Below are 18537 nucleotides of genomic sequence, written 5' to 3' on the forward strand. Positions count from 1 at the left end.
GCTCCCACGTCCGCGGGAGCGGCCCTTCCTGGTTCAGGCGCCGGCTGCCTGGCCTGGGCCTGGCAGCCGGCCGCCCGTCAGACCCTCTGCTGTGTAGCTGAGGGACACCGAGCCGCTCGAGGTGCAGCCGGGCGGCTCCCGTCAGCTGGCGGCTGCCAGCTCACGGTGGGGCGGTTCGACCTCGCTCAGCCCTCGGTGTGCGCGCCGAGGGTGTTCCGCCGCCGCCGAGCCGCGACCCGCAGCAGCAGACCGCCGCCGAGCAGCGCGAACGCGATGGAGGCCATGGCACCGGTCTCCACACCGGTGAAGGGCAGCGCCCCACCGGCCGGGGTGGCACCGGCACCGCCGACGCCACCGGCGCCGACACCCACACCGACAACACCGACGCCGACAGCACCGATGCAGTTCAGGCCGTTCCTACCGTCCTTGCCGAGGTTGTTCTTGTCGTCGACGGCCCCCAGAGTGTTCACGCCGTCCTTGCCGTCCTTGTTGCCGTCGATGCAGTTGTTCTTGTCGTCGTTCCCGCCGATGAAGATCGGGATCGGGATCGGGATCGGGATGAAGGTCCCGTTCATGTCCTTGCCGTTGTGGTCGAGGACGTCAACCTTGGCCGAGACGACGCGGGTGATCGACTGGGTCCCCCGCCCCATGTCCATCGGGGCGGCGAGGCCGACGTTGATGTCGGGGCCGTTGTCGATGTCGCCGAGGATGCCGATCTTCTGGCTGCCCTCACCGGTGGCCGTCAAGGTGGCCTTGCCGACCTCCGTGAACACAGCCTGGCCGACGATGTCGCCGTTGGTGTCGGCGGTCACGGTCCCGGTGGTGGAACCGTTGACCGCGATGGTGACGATCGCGCCCGGGATGAAGCCACAGGCGGAGAACACGACCGACCCGCCGACGACGACCACGGACCGGTCCAGCGAGAGGGTTCCGGTGAGGCCGCCGCACTTCTTGGAGGGCGGGTACGGGCCGGGCTTAGGGTGCTTCTTGTCGTCGAAGAAGGACGAGTTCGGGTCGTCAGGCGCCGGCGGCGGGTTGATCCCGGGGTCGTCCGGACCGGTCACGGCCGCCGGGTCCTCGCCGGTCACCGGGTCCAGACCGGTCACCGCCGCGGGATCCACGCCGGTCGCGGGGTCGTCCGGACCGGTCACCGCCGCCGGGTCCTCGCCGGTCACCGGCGGCGGACTGAACTCTGAGGTGACCGGGCTGGTCACGGAGGTTGGGTCGTCGACCGCGGCGGCCACGGACGCCGGCAGTACGGCGAGCGCGAGCCCGCAGCTGGCGAGCAGCGCGACTCCTAGCGCGCGGAGTTTCATTGAGGCACTCCCCATGGGGTGATCAGTACAAGCAGTCGGAGGATTGACTACGCGAAGGTTACGCAGCGTGACGCTGAGTGTCACGCACCCGGCGAGGTCAGTTGCTTGCAGTGAGTGACCATGGACGACGAACGGCCAGCCCCTCGACGGTGAACTGCTCGGGCTTCACCAAAGGCTGTTGACGCACAGTGAGCACGGGCCCGCCTGCGGGCTCCCAGACCTGCAGCACGAGCGTCCGAGGCTTTCCCCGGTCCAGTGACAGGAACGTCGAGGCGATGGGGTGTCCGTCCTCGGAGTCACGGGTCAGGGTCGTCGGCCGGCCGTCGAGGGTGGAGCCGAGCAACTGGCTGCCCACACCCGTGTAGACGGACAGCCAGACTTCGTTCTGCCCGTCCGGGTTTCCACCCGGCCCGCCGAGGTCCAGCCGGTAGCGCACGTAGTCGGGCAGGCCGTCCGGAGCCGCGTTGAGCACCTGCACGGTAATGGTCGCGATGCCGCTGCCGTCTGGGCGCGGCTGCCACCGGTAGTCCACCGTCCGACGGGTCCAGTAGTCGAGCTTGCTGGCCGCGGAGTTCTGGGTCAGCACGGCCAGGAAAGGCCCGGGACCGGTGGGCAGCGCGCCCCCCAGCGAGGTCGCGGCCAGCACCTCTTCCTCATCGGCGTGGTTGCTTGACACCAACAGCCGGCCCTCGCTCACCGAGCGCCCGAGTGCCTCAAGCAGGCCGGCCGTGTTCCCACCGCCAGCCGTCACCGCCTGGTAGACGGCCTTGCCGACGTCGGCGAAGAACTGGTCGCGGGGGCCTTCACCATTGATCAGCGAGTACGCGTCCGACTCGACCAGCTTGACGAGATTTCCCGCGGTGATCACTCTGCCGTCCGGCATGACGGCCGGTTTCGTGGCGCCCAGCAGATAGGAAAGCGCGGTCGGGTCGATGCTGATGGTGCCGTCCACGCTGACGCCGGTGCCGGCCTGGTACTGGCCAGAGTAGAACCGGCCCGCCGTCGGGTAGTCGGGCGTCAGGTTGGCGTTGGCCCAGGTTCGGGTCGGTTCATACGGGCCGTAGCGCGCGGTCAGGTCCGCCGGCAGCATCGGGTCGGTGCGCAGCGGCGAGTTGGCCATCAGCTGCGGCAGCGCCCCGTTGCCGGCGATGTTGTCGAGGCTCAGCTTCCCGTTCTGGGCCGTGAGCAGCCCGAACCCGCCGATGATGCCGCCGTTGGCCCTGGACTCGGCCGGGTTCTGCACGATCAACAGGTAACGGCGTGGCTCGCCCTGACCGCCGAGCATCGGGGGCGCCAGCTGGACCGCGAGCTTCAGGCTGGCGAACGCTCCGGTGAGCCGGCGTGCCTGGGCCATCGCCGTGTCGCGGGCCGGGGTGAGCCCCAGCTTGCGGCCGGTCCAGCCACAGCCCGGGACGGCGTCGAGCGCCGCCCGGAACCGCTGGGCCGCGACGGCGGACCGGTCGACCGGCACGCTGCCGCGGGTGAGGGCGGGCAGGTCGATCGACATACCCGACCGCAGCGACGCCGGGTTCAGCGCGTCGGCGGCCTGGGCCATCGCGGGCAGCCCGCCCGTGGCCATCCCGTCGACGGCGACGACCATCGCGTGGGCCGCGCGCATCGGGCACCCGACGACCGGCAGGTGACCGGCCGCGGACCACACCGGGTCGCCGGTCAGGCTGCGGGCCGAGTGGGTCCGGCGGTCGATCCTGCCCACCTCGGCCGCGAGCTGGGCGGGCGGCGGGACGTCGCCGTCGAGCAGCCGCTGTTCGAGCCGGGTCAGGTCGGCACGGGTCTGGGCCAGCTCGTGGTAGGCGAGCAGCCCGCGCACACCCACCCAGCCGACCAGGGCCAGCACCGGCAGAGCGACGCAGCCGCCTACCAGCAGAGCCCGCCGGCTCGGCCGCCGCGGCCGCCGCGGCCAGAGCACCGCGCGGCTCGGCCAGGTTCCCACCCGCGCCCCGGCCGCCAGGACGCGCCGCCCGAGTCCGAGCGGCTGGCTCTCGACCGTCACGGGCCCCGCCCCCGGACGCCTGGTTGGCCCGGCGCCGCCGGCCGGACGCTCGGCCGGAACAGCCGCCGCCACCGTCTCCGCGTCCGCCAGACCCGCCGCCGCGGCCGCGGCGTCGACCGGAGGGTTCGGGGACTTCCCGGGCGAGCGCTGCGCCGGCACCCGAGCGTCGCCCGCGGCGCCGTCGGTGTCTGGTACGGAAACCTCGTCCGAGCCGGCCTGTGCGCTGGTGACGCCGGCGCGGTTGCCGGCTCGGTCCGTCGTCATCGCGTGGTGGCCCCCGTCATCAGGCCTTCCCGGTCAGATCGCTGGCCGGGCAGGAAGGCGAGACTGACCGGCTCGTCTCGCGGGTCAGCCTCGGCGTCACGTGCCAGGGCGGAATGGCCGGCGACGGGCAGCTCGGCCCGCAGGCCGCGCGGGGGGACCGCGTCGAACAGCCCGCGGCCCTCGTCGGCGAGGCCCGGCGGCGGGACCATGTTCAGCACGGTGCCGAGCACCCGGGCGTCGACCGACCGCAGCGCCGCCGTCGCTCGGCGCAGCCGCGCCCGGCTGGTGCGCCCGATCCGGACGACGAGCAGGGTGCCGCCGGCCCGGCCGGCCAGCACCGCGGCGTCGGAGGCCGCGAGCAGCGGCGGCGCGTCGACGAGCACCACGTCATACCGCCCGCAGAGCTGGTCGAGGAGCTCTGCCATCTTGCGCGAGCCCAACAGCTCACCCGGGTCCGGCGGGACCGGGCCGCTCGGCAGCACATCGACGCAGCCGTCGCCGAGCCACCCCCGCCCACCAGCGGCGAACGCCTGGCCTGCATTCCCGGCGGCCAGGGACGGGCCGGCACTCCCGGCGGCCAAGGACGGGCCGGTCCGCCAGGGCTGGAGCACGTCGTCGAGGTCGGCGGCGCCGATCAGCACCGAGGTGAGCCCCGCGGCGGCGTCGACACCCAGGTACCCGGCGAAGGACGGCCGGCGCAGGTCGCCCTCCAGCAGGCAGACCCGGGCGCCGGCCTGGGCCAGGGTGATCGCCAGGTTGCAGCACGTCGTGGACCTGCCCTCGTCGGGCCCGGAACTGGTGACGATGATCGAGTGCGGCCCGCCGTCGACGGCGGCGAACCGCAGGTTGGCGCGCAGCTGACGGAAGCCCTCGGCCCGCGGCGAGTGCGGGCTCGCGTGCGCGATCAACGGGCGCCGGCCGGCCTCCGGCTCGAAGACGATCGACCCGAAGGTCGGCCGGCCGGTGATCGCCGCGGCCTCGGCCGCGTCGCAGCGGGTGCTGAAGAGCCGGTACCGCACGAACATCGCGCCGAGGCCGGCGACCAGCCCGCAGAGCAGACCGAGCGCCAGGTTGCGCGCCGGCCGAGGCGTCACCGGTCCGGCGGGCGGTCGCGCCGCCTCCCAGACCGTGACCCGCGCGGCCGGCCGCTGGCCCGGGCCGGGCGCCTCGACCTGGGCGACCGCGGCGGAGAACGCGGTGCCGACGGCATCCGCGAGACGCTCTGCCCGCGGTGCGCTCGAGTCGCGGACGCTGACCCGCAGCAGTAGCGTGTCGGGCACCGCCTGGGTGACGATCCGACTACGCAGCAGGTCGGGGCTCTCGGTCAGGTGCAGCCGGCCGATCACCGCGGCGGCGACCCGGTCGCTGGCGACCAGCTTCGCGTAGGACCTGACCCGCTGCGCGGAGAGCTGCCCGCCTTCGTCGGCCGACAGGTCGGTCGAGCCGCCGCCCGCGGTGGAGACGACCATGGTCACGGTCGCCGCGTACATCCTGGCCGCCTGCCAGGTCACCACCGCCGCGAGCAGCCCGCCGGCCGCCGTGAGGGTCAGTACGAGGAGCCAGCCACGGCGCAACACGCGCGCGTACACCCGTAGTTCCACCCGTCGCCCACCCTTTTCATCTCGTTGTGTGCCGTCGGGTCGTGTTCGCTGGTCAGCCCGGGCCGCCCGTCCGGCGGGTTGCGCCGGATGTCCGAGGGTCCGCGCCGCCTGTCCGGGACACCCGGTTCTGCCGCGGCGAGCCCCGCCACGCCCGTCAAGTGGGGCCCTTTGATAGCGACGGATCCGCCATCGATTGCGCTTACTCTATGGCGTCATGTGGAGACGTAGAGTAGACGGCACGCGTGAAGCGCAGTGGACGGCGACAGCCGCGCGACGCGTGTCGCGACTCGTGTCACGGCTCGAGCTCCGTCAGCGGGTCGGTCTCCAGATCACCCTCGACAGCCTCGCGCTGGTGTCAGGCCTGGCCGCGGCTCAGACCGGGCGTTCCAACTTCAAGGTCGAGACGCTGCGGGACCCCGGGTTCTGGGTGATCGTGCTACTGGCCGTCTGCCTGCTGCACTTCGTCGGAACCGCGCTGCACCTCTATCTCGGCCGCTACCGGTTCGGCGGGTTCGAGGAGGTGCTCAGCATCCTGACCTCGGTCACGCTGACCGTGATCGGCCTGGAGATCGCCGTCTTCGCGTTCGGCCAGCCGCGCCCGATCCCGCTGTCGGTGCCGCCGCTCGGGGGCACGGTCACCCTCTCGATCATGTTCGGGGTTCGCTACCTCTACCGCCTCACCGAGGAACGGCTGCGCCGCCCCGCGCCCGAGGGCACCGAGCCGCTGATCGTGTTCGGGGCCGGCGAGGGTGCCGAGCAGGTGCTCGCCGCGATGCTGCGCACTCCGGACAGCCCGTACTACCCGGTCGCGCTGCTCGACGACGACCCGCGCTGCTGGAACCTGCAGCTGCACGGCGTCCGGGTGCGAGGCGGGCGGGACGCGATCGCCGCGGTGGCCAGGGCCACCGGCGCCACGACCCTGCTGGTCGCGATCCCGAGCGCGGACGCGGCCCTGCTCCGCGAGGTCACCGGCCTCGCCGAGGAGGCGGGGCTCGCCGTCAAGGTGCTGCCCAGGGTGGCCGACCTGATCGGCGGGAACGTCGACGTCACCGACATCCGGGAGATCGACATCAACGACCTCTTGGGCCGCAGGCAGATCCGCACCGACGTCGCGACCACCGCCGGTTACCTGGCGGGCCGCCGCGTGCTCGTGACCGGGGCCGGCGGCTCGATCGGCTCCGAGCTGTGCCGCCAGGTGCACCGCTTCGGCCCGGCCGAGCTGGTCATGCTCGACCGGGACGAGTCCGCGCTGCGTGCCGTCCAGCTCTCGCTCCACGGCCACACCGGCCTCGACGACGACTCGGTCGTGCTCTGCGACATCAGGGACGTCGACATGGTCTCCGCGCTGTTCACCGAGCGGCGCCCCGAGGTCGTGTTCCACGCCGCGGCACTCAAGCACCTGCCGCTGCTGGAGCGCTTCCCGGGCGAGTCGGTGAAGACCAACGTCTGGGGGACGCTGTCGGTGCTGGAGGCGGCGGCGGCCTGCGGGGTCGAGCGGCTGGTCAACATCTCCACCGACAAGGCGGCGGACCCGTCGTCCGTGCTGGGCTACTCGAAGCGGATCACCGAGCGGCTCACCGCGCATGTGGCCGCCGAGCACCGCCTGCCCTACGTCAGCGTGCGGTTCGGCAACGTGCTGGGCAGCAACGGCTCGGTCCTGACGATCTTCGCCAGCCAGCTCGCCGCCGGCGGCCCGCTCACCGTCACCGACGCGGAGGTCAGCCGGTACTTCATGACCGTCCAGGAGGCGGTCGAGCTGGTGCTGCAGGCGGGGGCGATCGGCTCCGGCGGCGACGTGCTGGTGCTCGACATGGGTGAGCCGGTGCGGATCGTCGACGTCGCGGAGCGGCTGGCCACCCGCGCGGCGGCCAAGACCGGCGGCCAGAAGGCCGAGATCGTCTACACCGGCCTCGGGGTCGGCGAGAAGCTGCACGAGGCGCTGTTCGGCATGGGTGAGACGGACGACCGGCCGCACCACCCGCTGATCTCCGAGGTCCCGGTGCCCGCGCTCGACCCGAGCATCGTCGTCGAGCTGGACCCGTGGGCGGACGAGGAGAAGGTGCGTGCCGCGCTGCTGGAGCTCGGCCGCGACGCCGACCTCGCCGCCGTCACCGCCAGCCTGACCCGCATCCCCCACCAGCCCACCAGCGCCTGAAGTGAAGTCGAGGAAAGGCGGGTCGTAACCAAGGTCGGTAGCTCATCTGAGGCCTACCACCGCATTCCACATGCACCTCGAAGCGGGGCCGGGAGGGCGCCTCAGCGCCCGACCAGTGAAGCGGCCGGTGTCGCGCAAGCGACCTTCGGCCGCTTCACAGTTACGACGGCAGCTGGGCGGCTGGTGGGCGGGGGGCGGCCAGCGGGTAGCCGCCGCGGGCGGCGTACCAGGCGACGGTCGCGTCCAGGGCGGTGGCCAGGTCCCCGGGGGCGGCCTGCGGGAACAGGGTCCGGGCCGTCGTCGGGTCGGCCTGCTGGTCGCGCACGTCGCCGGCCCGGCCCGGCCCGAACGCGACCGGCAGCTGGTAGCCGAGGATGTCCTCCAGGGCCGCCACCAGCGTGAGCAGCTCGACCCGGGCGCCGAAGGCCAGGTTGACCGGGCCCGGATGCGCGAGTCGGCGAGTGGTCGCGTCGGCGAGCATCGCCGCGATCGGCTCGACGTAGCCGACGTCCCTGGTCTGGCGGCCGTCGCCGTGGACGGTGAGCGGCCGGCCCGCGAGGGCCGCGTCGATGAAGGCCGGGATGACGGCCGTGTAGGCGTGACCGACCGACTGGAACGGGCCGAACACGGTGAACAGCCGCGCGACGAGCACCGGCAGCCCGAAGCTCGCCTGGAAACCGAGCGCGTAGGCCTCCGCGGCGAGCTTGCTGGCCGCGTACGGGCTGCGCGGGGCCACCGGGCCGTCCTCCCGGCGGGGCAGTGGACCGGCGTCGCCGTAGACCGCGGCACTCGACGTGACGATCACGTGGGCCTCGGCCCGCTGGGCGACGTCGAGCACGGTCAGCGTGCCGGTGACGTTGACGTCGTGGCTGGCCATCGGGTCGAGCAGCGATCGCTCGACGCTGGGACGGGCGGCGAGGTGGACGATGCTGTCGGCGCCGGCCGCGGCCTCCTCGAGCAGGGCACGATTGGTCACGCTGCCCACCATCAGCTTGATCGGTAGGCCCGACAGGTTCGAGACCGCGCCGGTGCTCAGGTCGTCGACGACGACGACGTCGCAGCCCGCCACGAGCAGTTCTCTGGTCAGATGGGAACCGAGGAAGCCGGCTCCACCGGTCACCACGACCTTCATCGATCATCACCCTTCGAAATCAGTCCGGCGCTCAACGTAGTATGCTTGCCGCTCCTCCCACATCTCGTCACCGTTGGCAAGCGACACGGAACCACCGGCGCCGACACGCCCGGCGCTCCCAGCCCGACCACGGCGCCTCGACATCACGGAGCCGCTGCCGTTGAACTCCTGGGCCCGCCGTTCTACGGTCACGGTGTGTCAACACGCCGCCACCGTCGGCAGCTAGTCATCGTGGGGACCGGCGGATACGGCCGCGAGCTGCTCGACGTCGTCGAGGCCGTCAACGCCATCACCCCGGACGCGCCGGCCTACCGCTTCCTCGGTTTCCTCGACGACCAGCCAGACGCCGCGCCCCGCGAGGACAACAGCGCGGACGCCGACCTGCTGGCCCGCCGGGGCGCCAGCCTGCTCGGCGGCCTCGACCTGCTGGCCACCCTCGACGCCGACTACCTGATCGGCGTCGGCTCCGCTGGGGCCCGGGCCCGCATCGACCGCTACGCGAGCGCCGCCGGCCGGCGACCGGCGACGCTCGTCCACCCGCGGGCCAACCTCGGCGGCGACGTCAAGCTCGGCCCCGGCACCGTGGTCTGCGCCCTGGCCAGCCTGACGACGAACATCGCCACCGGCCGGCACGTGCTGGTCGACGTCGGCTCCAGCGTCGCGCACGACTGCCGCCTGGGTGACTACGCGACCGTCGCGCCCGGGGCCCGGGTCGCCGGCGGCGCGGACATCGGCGCGCGGGCCTGGGTCGGCAGCCAGGCGACCGTCGTGCGGCAACGCCGGGTGGGCGCGGGCGCCGTGGTCGGGGCAGGCGCGGTCGTCGTCGACGACGTCGCGCCCGAACTGGTCGTCGCCGGCGTCCCGGCGCGCCCGATCGCCGCCGGTGCCCGGGGCGGACGCACGCTCGCACACGGCCTGGCAGAGGCGGACGCGGCCGACCTCGCCGACCTGCCACCCGACGACGTCCGACCGCCGACCTGGCCGCCGCCACCACGCCACGAGCAGCCACGCCACGAGCAGCCACGCCACCAGCAGTCCCGGCCGGACCAGTCCCGGCCCGTCCATCAGGCGGAGATTGCCTGAGCCCGAGGCACTCCGAGAGATCAGGGGCGCCGCGGACGGCCTCGGGCGGGCCCGGTGAACAGTCGCGGTCCGAGGTCACCCGAACGGCGGAATCCGGGCGCCCGACCCGGACCGCCGCTTAGCATCGGGCCTGTGGATCGCTGGTACGAGCTCGAAGGTTGCGACAACGTCCGCGATCTGGGTGGGCTACCCACCGTGGATGGCGGCCAGACCCAGTACGGGGTGCTGCTGCGCAGCGACACCCTCCAGCACCTGAGCCCGGCCGGCGTGCTGCGGCTCCGCGACGACTACGGCCTGCGGACGATCCTCGACCTGCGCACCCCCGAGGAGGCGACTCGGGAGGGCCGCGGCCCGCTGGGTGACGAGGCGATCGCGTACCACAACCTCTCCTTCCTGCGGACCCGCTGGCTCATGCCGGCCGAGATCGCGGCGGAGGAGGAGGCGGCGCTGGCGCTGATCCGCATCCGCACCAGCGACGACCGGGTCGAGCACTACCTGGACTACCTGCGGCTGGCGGGCGACTCGGTCAGCACCGCCATCGGCCTGATCGCGGACGAGGCCAACGGCCCGACGCTGTTCCACTGCGCGGCCGGCAAGGACCGGACCGGCGTGCTCGCCGCGGTGGTGCTCTCCATCGTCGGCGTCGAGCGCGAGGCGATCATCGAGGACTACCTCGCCACCAACGACCGGATCCACCTCATCGAGACCCGCCTGTCCGCGCTGCCGTCCTACGAGCGCGGGATCCGCACCCGCGCGGACGTCGACCAGCTGCGGGTCCGCCCCGAGGTGATGGCCGGGGTTCTCGAGCGGGTCGACCAGACGTGGGGCGACGCCGCCGGCTGGGCCCGCCAGGCCGGCCTGTCCGACGAGTCCATCACCGCGCTGCGCAGCCGTCTCGTCGCCAACAACGCGGATTGACCAGCGCGCCCGCCCAATTACGGCGTCGCGGGATATCTACCGACCCCGGACCTTTTCGATCTGCGGTATTTCCTCGGGATCTGGGTCCGTTACCGCGAGAAACGCCCGCAAACAGTCGAGCGCGACCTCGGTGGCCGTTCTCTTCAGGCTCATCGTGAGGACGTTCGCATCGTTCCAGAGGCGCGCGTTCGTCGCGATCCACGGCTCCCAGGCCTGAGCGGCCCGCACGCCGGGAACCTTGTTCGCGGCCATCGCCGTGCCCGTCCCCGTCCAGCACATCAGCACACCGAAACGGTATTCGCCCGCAGCGACACCACGGGCCACCATTTCGGAAAGCTCCGGCCAGCTGGTCGGGTCGACGACCGTGGTCTCGTAGTTCGCCCGCAGGTACTCCCGCACCGCGGTCACGCACTCATTGGTGTCGTCCGCACCAAAAATTACCCTGAAATTCCCGGCAGTCACCGGTCTCGCCGCACCTTTCAATTACCCGTCGACTTGTTCGAGGGCAATGGGCCGCGTGGCGAAACCCCGCCAGCCCCCGCGGCACCGCCCCGACCGCTGTCGCCCCGATTTTAGCAGTCGCCTACCACCGAAAACTGAACCCTGGGGCGCCCGCGGGCGGGCGAATAGTCCGGCGGCACCCGCTATCGACCGGCGCCGGCGCCCAACAGGTCGGGCAGCACGGCGGCGAGTGCGCGGAAGGCCTGGCCGCGGTGGCTGATGGCGTCCTTCTCCTGGGCGGTCAGCTCGGCGCTGGTCCGGGTCTCACCATCGGGGCGGAAGAGCGGGTCGTAGCCGAAGCCGCCCGCGCCGCGCGGTTCGGCCAGCAGCTGGCCGCGCATCTCGCCGTGGACCACGTGCTCGGTGCCGCGCGGGTCGACGAACGCCGCCGCGCAGACGAAGGCCGCGGCCCGGCGCTCGGCGGGAACGTCGTCGAGCTGGGCGAGCAGCAGGGCGTTGTTCGCCGCGTCCTTCTCGGCCCGGGGCCGGCCGGGCGGACTGCCGGCCCAGCGGGCCGAGCGGACGCCGGGCATTCCGTTGAGCTCGTCGACGGTGAGCCCCGAGTCATCCGCGACGGCAGGCAGGCCGGTCGTCGCCGCAGCGTCCCTGGCCTTGATCAGGGCGTTCTCGGCAAAGGTGCGGCCCGTCTCGGGCACCTCGGGACCGTCCGGCAGCCCGACCAGCTCGACGGCGAGACCCGCCGCCGCCAGAATCCGGCGCAGCTCGACGAGCTTGGCCTCGTTGCGGCTGGCCAGCACCAGCCGCGCCGGCGCCCCCACGACCGCGGTCACTTGCCGCCGCCACGGCTCGCCGGCCGGGCCGGCCCGGCCGGCGGCGGGCCCGCGAGAGCGTCGGCCTGCGCCTTGGCGAGCTGGGCACAGCCGGCGACGGCCAGGTCGAGCAGCTGGTCGAGCATCGCGCGGTCGAACACCACACCCTCCGCGGTGCCCTGGACCTCGACGAACGAGCCGGTGTCCGTACAGACGACGTTCATGTCGGTATCCGCCGCCGAGTCCTCGACGTACGCGAGGTCGAGCATCGGGACACCGCCGACGACGCCGACGCTGACCGCGCTGACCCCGCCGCTGATCGCCTTGGGCCGGCCGAGCCAGTCGCAGGCGTCGGCGAGCGCCACGTAGGCGCCGGTGATCGCCGCCGTCCGGGTGCCGCCGTCGGCGAGCAGCACGTCGCAGTCGATCGCGATCGTGTTCTCGCCGAGCTGCTTGAGGTCGATGCAGGCGCGCAGGCTACGCCCGATCAGCCGGGAGATCTCATGAGTGCGCCCGCCGATCCGGCCCTTCACGGACTCGCGGTCGTTGCGGGTGTTGGTCGCCCGGGGCAGCATCGAGTACTCGGCCGTCACCCAGCCCAGCCCGCTGCCCTTGCGCCAGCGCGGGACGCCTTCGGTCACCGAGGCCGCGCACAGCACCCTGGTCCGCCCGAAGTTGATCAGCGCGGACCCCTCCGCCTGATCCTGCCATCCCCGGACGATCGTCACGTCCCGGAGCTGGTCGGCCGCCCTGCCGTCATGTCGAGTCACGCCCGGACTTTATCTTCGCGTCCCGACAACCCTGGGCGCGGATCAAACCTCGAAGGAGGCGCCTGGGGTGGCTACGGTCAGTTTGCCGTTGTAGGCGGCGGTGGCCTCGGCCTCGCTGCGGACGGCGTCGCCCCAGGGGACGAGGTGGGTGAGGACCAGCTGGCCCACACCGGCGGCCTCGGCGTGCAGGCCGGCCTCGCGCCCGGTGAGGTGCAGGTCGGGCGGGTTGTTCTCGTGGTCGAGGAACGCGGCCTCGCACAGGAACAGGTCGCTGTCCTTGGCGAGGCGGACGAGCTTCTCGCACGGGCCGGTGTCGCCGGAGTAGGTGAGCACCTTGCCGTCCGCGCTGATCCGCACGCCGTAGGCCTCCACCGGATGGGCGACCCGGGCCAGGTCGATGAGGAACGGGCCGATGTGCACCCGGCCGGGCCCGATCGTCTGGAAGTCGTAGATGTCGGCCAGCGAGTCCTCCGGCCAGCGCTCGAAGGCGCCGCAGATCCGCTCGCGGGTGTTGATCGGGCCGTAGACCGGCAGCTTCGGCGGGGTGCCCTGCGGGTGGTAGCGCCGGGCGTAGCTCTGCACGACGAGGTCGAGACAGTGGTCGCCGTGCAGGTGACTGAGCAGGACCGCGTCGACGTCCCGCAGGTCGCAGTGGCGCTGCAGTTCGCCGAGCGAGCCGTTGCCCGCGTCGACGACGAGCCGGAAGTCGTCGGACTCGACCAGGTAGGACGAACATGCGGAGTTAGGCCCGGGGTAGGTACCGGAGCAGCCCAGGATCGTCAGTTTCACTGGCGCACCGCCTCAGCCGTCGCCATGACCGCCGTCGTCACGTTGTCGCCGCCCCCGTCCCGTTCCCGCGTGCCCACCGCCATGCTCAGGGGCAAAGGCGCTTGCGCGCCACTGGTGCTGGCGCGACCGGCCGACCCGGCCACCGCGCCACCGATGGGAGGCATCGCGGTCGTGGGCGCGACCGGTGTGCCGACAGCGGCTGGTGACCCGGCCGCCGCGCGCTCCCCGCTGGGCTGAGCCGGCAGGACGGCCGCCAGCTCGGGCCCGAGGAACCTGCGGCCGATCCTGGTGAACGAGCGCGGGTCGCCGGTGGCGAGAAACCGATGAACCGGTGGCGGGAGTTCGGGATCGCGAAACAGCCCACCACGGGCCAACACCCGGTAGGTGTCCTTTGCTGTCTCCTCGGCGCTGCTCACCAGGGTGACACTTTCCCCCATCACGAGCCCAATAACCCCGGTCAGCAACGGATAATGCGTACATCCCAGGATCAGGGTGTCGACGTCCGCCTCCTGCAGCGGCGCGAGGTATGCCTCGGCCAGGCCGAGCAGCTGACGCCCGGCGGTCGTTCCCCGTTCGACGAAGTCGACGAACGCGGGACAGGCGACGCTGGTGAGCGTCACGTCGGCGGCCGCGGCCACCGCGTCGTCGTAGGCCCGGCTGGTGATCGTCGCGACGGTGCCGATGACCCCGACCCGGCCGCTGCGGGTGGCGGCCACCGCCCGGCGGGCCGCCGGCAGGACGACCTCGACCACCGGAACGTCGTAACGTTCGCGGGCATCGCGCAGGCAGGCGGCGCTCGCCGTGTTGCAGGCGATCACCAGAAGCTTCACGCCCTCGGCGACGAGCGTGTCCATCGCGTCGAGCGCGAGCCGGCGAACCTCGGCGATAGGGCGCGGGCCGTACGGCGCGTGCGCGGTATCGCCGAAATACAGCAAGGGCTCGTGCGGCAACTGGTCGAGGATGGCCCTGGCCACCGTCAGACCGCCGACGCCGCTGTCGAACACCCCTATCGGCGCGTCGCTCATGAGGGCAAAGACTAAGCCGGAAACCCCATGGACACCCTGTGGGTGTCGTCACGAGCGCATTGTCGAACCGCGGGCATCCGGGCGAGACGTCCGGGAGTGCCTGGTCTTGCAACGGTATGCGCCGGTCGTGATGATGCGCACGTCGCCTGACATCTCACGCTGACGAGCCGAGGAATGCGGCTGGTTCGGCGAATCAGGTCGTGGCAGCGAGGCGGTGGCACGGGGCGCCAACCCCTGCGGCCCAGCCTCCTGGACGCCGGGCACGACGTCCAGGACAGCCCCAGCAGGTGACTACGCCACAAGCCTTCACCGGTCACCCGAGCGGGGTGACATCGCCGTCGATGTTCCCTTGCGTGCCGATATGGTGACCATAACGGTGTGTCGCCCGGCAAGTTCTGACCTCGCGGTGTAGTCTGGGAACTGCCTGTAATCGATCAGTGACTAACAGCGATCGAACAGGTAGGTTGAGGACGCGGCTGAGGTGTCCGGGCCGATCCATCCGTCCCCGGACCGTGGCACCCCAGTCGCATCCCTCATCCTGGTTCGCGCAGGCCGCCCGCCTTCGCGTCGATTCGCCGACGCGAACGGCCGGCTGGCCGTCGCAGCCGCATCTCACCGAGGACGCGAACCGCGCGCAAGCCGCCACGGAGCGACGCCCTCGATTCCCGGCGCGCCGGGCCGCGACAGTCCGTGAAATCACCGGAACGCGTCGTCCGGCGCATGGCCGCGATCAAACCCCGCTGGTTCATTCGGCGCGGCCTGGCTGATCTGGAACCTATGACCGCCTTTGTCGGCGGGCCGGCTCCACACGGCGAGGTGGATCAAGGCAAATGCCGAATCCAGGAGCGGTCCAGACGGCGCGAGACACTCGCCTGACCTTGATCGCCGTTTTGGCCCTGAGGTGGTCGTGGTGGGGACGCTTCCACAACCACCCCAGGGCCCAAACAGCGATCATGGCGGGTCTGGCGGCCCGCGCTACCGGGACCGAACGCCGCGCGCAGGCTTCCGGGTCACCGGCAGGGCCGGATCAGGCTCCGCTCCGACCCCGCGCTCGGCCGCGGACGAGATTCGCCGCCACCACGTAGGACCGCGCAGCCTCAACACCCCGAATCAACCCAACAGGGTCCCTCGGAGCCGTCAAAACGGTCGGTCGGCCGAGTTCCTGCCCGATGCGGTGGCTGACGGCGCGCCGCTCCAGGCTTCTCGGACGAGACGCAGCCCAGCGAAAAGGTGCGCGGCGCCCGGGCTGGAACGGATCAGACCGTCGCCGCTTCGATGTCCGCGCGCCCGTCAGCGCGCGCACCCGCCGCGAGCCAGGCGCCGTAGGCCTGCTCGGCGAGCAGCCAGGCCCGACCCGGCAGAGCCCGCCCTGCCGCCGGAGCAGCCGACGCGATGACCTCCGGCTCGGGCCAACGCGCGACCAGGCCGACACCACCCACCGAGGCCGCGACGAGAACAGAGGCGTCCACAAGCTGGTCCCCGCTGATGACCCAGCGAGGCGCGTACGGGGCGAACCGGTCCGCGACCCGCACGTGACGCGTCTGCGCCCGACCGACAGCCGGCACGACGACCGCGTCCAGCACCAGCGGAGGCTCCAGCAGCAGGACCGGGCCACGCAGGCCCGACCACTCGACCACGCCATCCGGCAGCAGGCTCGTCTCGGCCAGCAGCCCCGGGTCCAGCGGGGCCACACCGTTCGAAAGGTCCGCGAGCCGGCGCAGCAGCCGCGGGTAGCACATCGCTCCCAGCCCAACCCGGACCCGCCGGGCATGCTCCTCGGCATCCAGGTGGAAAACCGCGTCGACGAGCCTGCCGTCCAACTCCACGCGGACCACCCGCCGGTCCGGGAACAGGCTGGCCATCATCTCGCCGTCGAGCAGCCCCCCGGCCTCACCCGCTCGCCTCACCGGATTGCTCTCCCTCCACGGATTGCCGGGCCACGAGTCGCCGCAGCCGCGAAGTGGGAAGGTCATCGCGCCTCCCGGCCCGCCAGCGCGGTTCCCGCCGCCTGCCATACCGACGGCCGCCGATACAGGTTGCTGCCGCTAATTGCCCGAGCCTCGCGCCTGGCCCGGCGTCGCCGCGCTCGCCTTACGGTCCCTCTGACGCGCAGGCTGCCAGCCGCGTTGCCCCTGGGAGCGTGTCACACCGACCTCGGACCACTGCAAAGCCACCGGACTTCCGCGCCACGCCGCCGCCAACCATTGAGGTGACCTACCGTCACTGTCCGGTACCAGCCCGACGGCGGCCGCGACTGGGCCTCGCCGCGCCCCACCAGGCCGCACACCTCCCGGCGATCGATACCCTGGTACTACGCGGGAGTGGCGGAATGGCAGACGCAGCAGACTTAGGATCTGCCGCCCTAGGGCGTGGGGGTTCAAGTCCCCCCTCCCGCACGAGCTGGTCGACGCTGCTCGCCGACCTCTGGTCGGCTTCGCCGATGGCCGCAATGTCTGCCCGGGGGCGACCCCCGGTGCGGGGCTCCGCCCCGCCACACGCTTTCGAATAACCGCGGTGATGCCCGACAGTCCGAACCCCGAACATGATCGCGAGTTTGGCCCTCAGGTGGTTGCGACGAGGCCCACTTCACGACCACGAGAGGGCGGAAACGGCGATCACTGCGCTGGGCCGACAGTGGAGTCAGCGACCGCCCGCGGCTTTACCAGAGCTGGGCGTAGAGGGCCGCGCTGTTCGGGTTCTCGTCCGGGTTGACCAGCGAGGAGTGCACGTTGTCCGGCGACGCGTCGTTGAAGTAGGCCTCGTAGGCGAGGTCGTCGGAGTTCGCGCGCAGAACGTTGTACATGGCCCGGATGTAGACCGGGTTGTCGCCGCCCGCCTGGCCCGCCCGGCCGGCGCCGGTGTCCTGTTTGCCGACGAGGCCCCACTCGGGGACCGAGAACTGTTTGCCGTGCGCCCGCGCGAACGCGATCACCGAGCACAGCCCGGTGGCCTCGTGGCACTGCTGGTCGAAGGTCGCCTGGGTGAGGCTCGGCGGCCAGTGGTCGTAGGTGTCGATGCCGACGATGTCGACGTAGCCGTTGCCCGGGTAGGCGTCGAGGCCGCCGCTGTGCGAGTTCAGCGTCCAGTCGATCCGCACCTTCGGATCGGTGGCGCGGATCGCGGTGACGACCTGCTGGAAACAGCGGATCCACGTGCTCGTGTCGGTCTTGCCGACCGACCAGGGTTCCCAGTCGCCGTTGGCCTCCCAGGCGAGCCGCACGATCGTGTCCGGCCGTCCCTGGGCGGTCAGCCAACTGCCGAACTGGTTCCATTTCGCGGCGTATCCGCCGCTCGCGCAGGTGCCCATGTCGCCGCCGCCGTCTGGGTAGAACGACTCGGAGATCACCCAACGGCCGTTGAAGGTGGAGAACTTCTCCGGGCCGGAGCCGAGCCACGGGTGGACCATCGTGTCCCAGCTACTCAGGTCTGCGAACGTCTGCACGACGTTGACCGGCGTGCCGCGGAACTTCTCCCACGCCTGCACCTGGCTCAGGCTGCCGGCGGTGATCCCCGAGAGCCCGCCCGGAATGCGCCCGCCGCCTGGCGCGGGGGCCAGGGCGGCGGCCGGCTTCGTCGTCGTGGCCGCCGGTGTCGGAGTCGGTGTTGTCGTGGGAGTCGCCGAGGCGGGCAAGGTCGGGGTCGGGGCGGTTGGGAGCGCCAGCGCCCGGCTGAGCCCGTTCCCGACGCTGGGGGCCACGACGACACTGCTCCCGCCGTGCGGGGTCAGCACGAAGAATCCAAGGGCGGCCGCTGCCACGGTCAGTACAGTCGCGGCGGCCGTCCAGCCGAGCCTGCGCCGACCGCCGCGTCTGCCCGCGCTGCTCGGAGTCTGCCTGGCTGGTATTCGCGGGTCGGCCGGCCGGCCATCAGGAGCCCGTGAGGACCCCGAGGTCACCGAGACGCCTGCGCGGTGTCGCACCCGACATCCCTTCCGCCCGACAGCCTCGGCAATCGGCGACCACGCTCGAACCGGTGCACGGGGGTGGGATTGCTCGCTTTGTCGTCTCGCACGCTAACTTCCGGCCGGACGCCTTTGTGCACCGGTGTGCGGTCATCCCGGGACGTCGCGGTGGCGAAGATGTCTCGTTGTTTCGCCAGTGTCCTTTGTGTCGGCGTCTGTGGCACATGGCGAAGCCCCGGCGCGCCCCCAACGGGCCGGGGGGGCGGGGGCGGGCAGGGGGGGCGGGGGGCGCCGGCCGGCC

13 protein-coding genes, 1 tRNA gene and 1 pseudogene are annotated in these 18537 nt (G+C 72.2%); 4 read left to right on the forward strand and 11 right to left on the reverse strand.

Features of this window, described 5'->3' with window-relative positions; genetic code table 11:
• Positions 1–185: 185 nt before the first annotated feature.
• The 3 genes from I6A60_RS36840 to I6A60_RS36850 all read right to left on the reverse strand — a co-directional run bounded on the left by I6A60_RS36840 (position 186) and on the right by I6A60_RS36850 (position 5192).
• Positions 186–1316 (reverse strand): hypothetical protein, encoded by a 1131-nt coding sequence (locus I6A60_RS36840; protein ID WP_203020277.1) that lies wholly within the window; start codon positions 1314–1316, stop codon positions 186–188.
• A gap of 97 nt (positions 1317–1413) precedes the next feature.
• A complete protein-coding gene (locus I6A60_RS36845; protein WP_203055824.1) occupies positions 1414–3591 on the reverse strand; it encodes a DUF4012 domain-containing protein in 2178 nt (725 codons plus the stop codon).
• Positions 3588–5192, reverse strand: a complete 1605-nt coding sequence (locus I6A60_RS36850) for a polysaccharide biosynthesis tyrosine autokinase (RefSeq protein ID WP_203020281.1) — start codon at positions 5190–5192, stop codon at positions 3588–3590. The genes I6A60_RS36845 and I6A60_RS36850 overlap by 4 nt, the downstream gene beginning before the upstream one ends.
• 214 nt (positions 5193–5406) lie before the next feature.
• Between I6A60_RS36850 and I6A60_RS36855 the strand changes: the two genes are divergently transcribed.
• Entirely contained in the window at positions 5407–7347 is a 1941-nt protein-coding gene (locus tag I6A60_RS36855) for a nucleoside-diphosphate sugar epimerase/dehydratase (RefSeq protein WP_203020283.1), read from the forward strand.
• A 160-nt stretch (positions 7348–7507) separates the two neighbouring features.
• On the opposite strand, the gene I6A60_RS36860 is transcribed toward I6A60_RS36855, so the two are convergent.
• Entirely contained in the window at positions 7508–8479 is a 972-nt protein-coding gene (locus tag I6A60_RS36860) for an NAD-dependent epimerase/dehydratase family protein (RefSeq protein ID WP_203020285.1), read from the reverse strand.
• A 195-nt stretch (positions 8480–8674) separates the two neighbouring features.
• On the opposite strand from I6A60_RS36860, the gene I6A60_RS36865 reads away from it, so the two are divergent.
• Together I6A60_RS36865 and I6A60_RS36870 are read left to right on the forward strand one after the other, a co-directional pair.
• Entirely contained in the window at positions 8675–9562 is an 888-nt protein-coding gene (locus I6A60_RS36865) for a NeuD/PglB/VioB family sugar acetyltransferase (protein WP_307874054.1), read from the forward strand.
• A gap of 132 nt (positions 9563–9694) precedes the next feature.
• Positions 9695–10480: a tyrosine-protein phosphatase gene (locus I6A60_RS36870; RefSeq protein ID WP_203020289.1), complete on the forward strand. Its 786-nt coding sequence runs from the start codon at positions 9695–9697 to the stop codon at positions 10478–10480.
• Positions 10481–10516: 36 nt separating this feature from the next.
• Here the strand turns inward: I6A60_RS36870 and I6A60_RS36875 are convergent, their stop codons facing one another.
• The 6 genes and pseudogenes from I6A60_RS36875 to I6A60_RS36900 form a co-directional block, all read right to left on the reverse strand.
• Complete coding sequence (locus tag I6A60_RS36875) at positions 10517–10888, reverse strand: RpiB/LacA/LacB family sugar-phosphate isomerase (RefSeq protein WP_307874055.1); 372 nt, start codon at positions 10886–10888, stop codon at positions 10517–10519.
• Between the two features lie 236 nt (positions 10889–11124).
• On the reverse strand, positions 11125–11772 hold the full coding sequence (rdgB, locus tag I6A60_RS36880) for an RdgB/HAM1 family non-canonical purine NTP pyrophosphatase (protein WP_203020295.1): 648 nt from the start codon (positions 11770–11772) through the stop codon (positions 11125–11127).
• A complete protein-coding gene (rph, locus tag I6A60_RS36885; protein WP_203020297.1) occupies positions 11769–12521 on the reverse strand; it encodes a ribonuclease PH in 753 nt (250 codons plus the stop codon). Before rph ends, rdgB begins: the two co-directional genes overlap by 4 nt.
• Positions 12522–12563: 42 nt before the next feature.
• Positions 12564–13310, reverse strand: coding sequence for an MBL fold metallo-hydrolase (locus I6A60_RS36890; RefSeq protein WP_203020299.1), 747 nt, complete (start codon positions 13308–13310; stop codon positions 12564–12566).
• A 212-nt stretch (positions 13311–13522) separates the two neighbouring features.
• Positions 13523–14335, reverse strand: a pseudogene (murI, locus tag I6A60_RS36895) (glutamate racemase); the annotation flags it as partial.
• Between the two features lie 1256 nt (positions 14336–15591).
• Complete coding sequence (locus I6A60_RS36900) at positions 15592–16242, reverse strand: hypothetical protein (protein ID WP_307874056.1); 651 nt, start codon at positions 16240–16242, stop codon at positions 15592–15594.
• Between the two features lie 408 nt (positions 16243–16650).
• On the opposite strand from I6A60_RS36900, the gene I6A60_RS36905 reads away from it, so the two are divergent.
• Positions 16651–16731: transfer RNA gene (locus I6A60_RS36905), tRNA-Leu, on the forward strand.
• Between the two features lie 263 nt (positions 16732–16994).
• Here I6A60_RS36905 and I6A60_RS36910 read toward each other — a convergent pair.
• On the reverse strand, positions 16995–18092 hold the full coding sequence (locus I6A60_RS36910; protein WP_307874057.1) for a glycosyl hydrolase: 1098 nt from the start codon (positions 18090–18092) through the stop codon (positions 16995–16997).
• Between the last annotated feature and the right edge of the window lie 445 nt (positions 18093–18537).

Source organism: Frankia sp. AgB1.9, from assembly GCF_016786355.1.
Classification (GTDB): Bacteria; Actinomycetota; Actinomycetes; order Frankiales; family Frankiaceae; genus Pseudofrankia.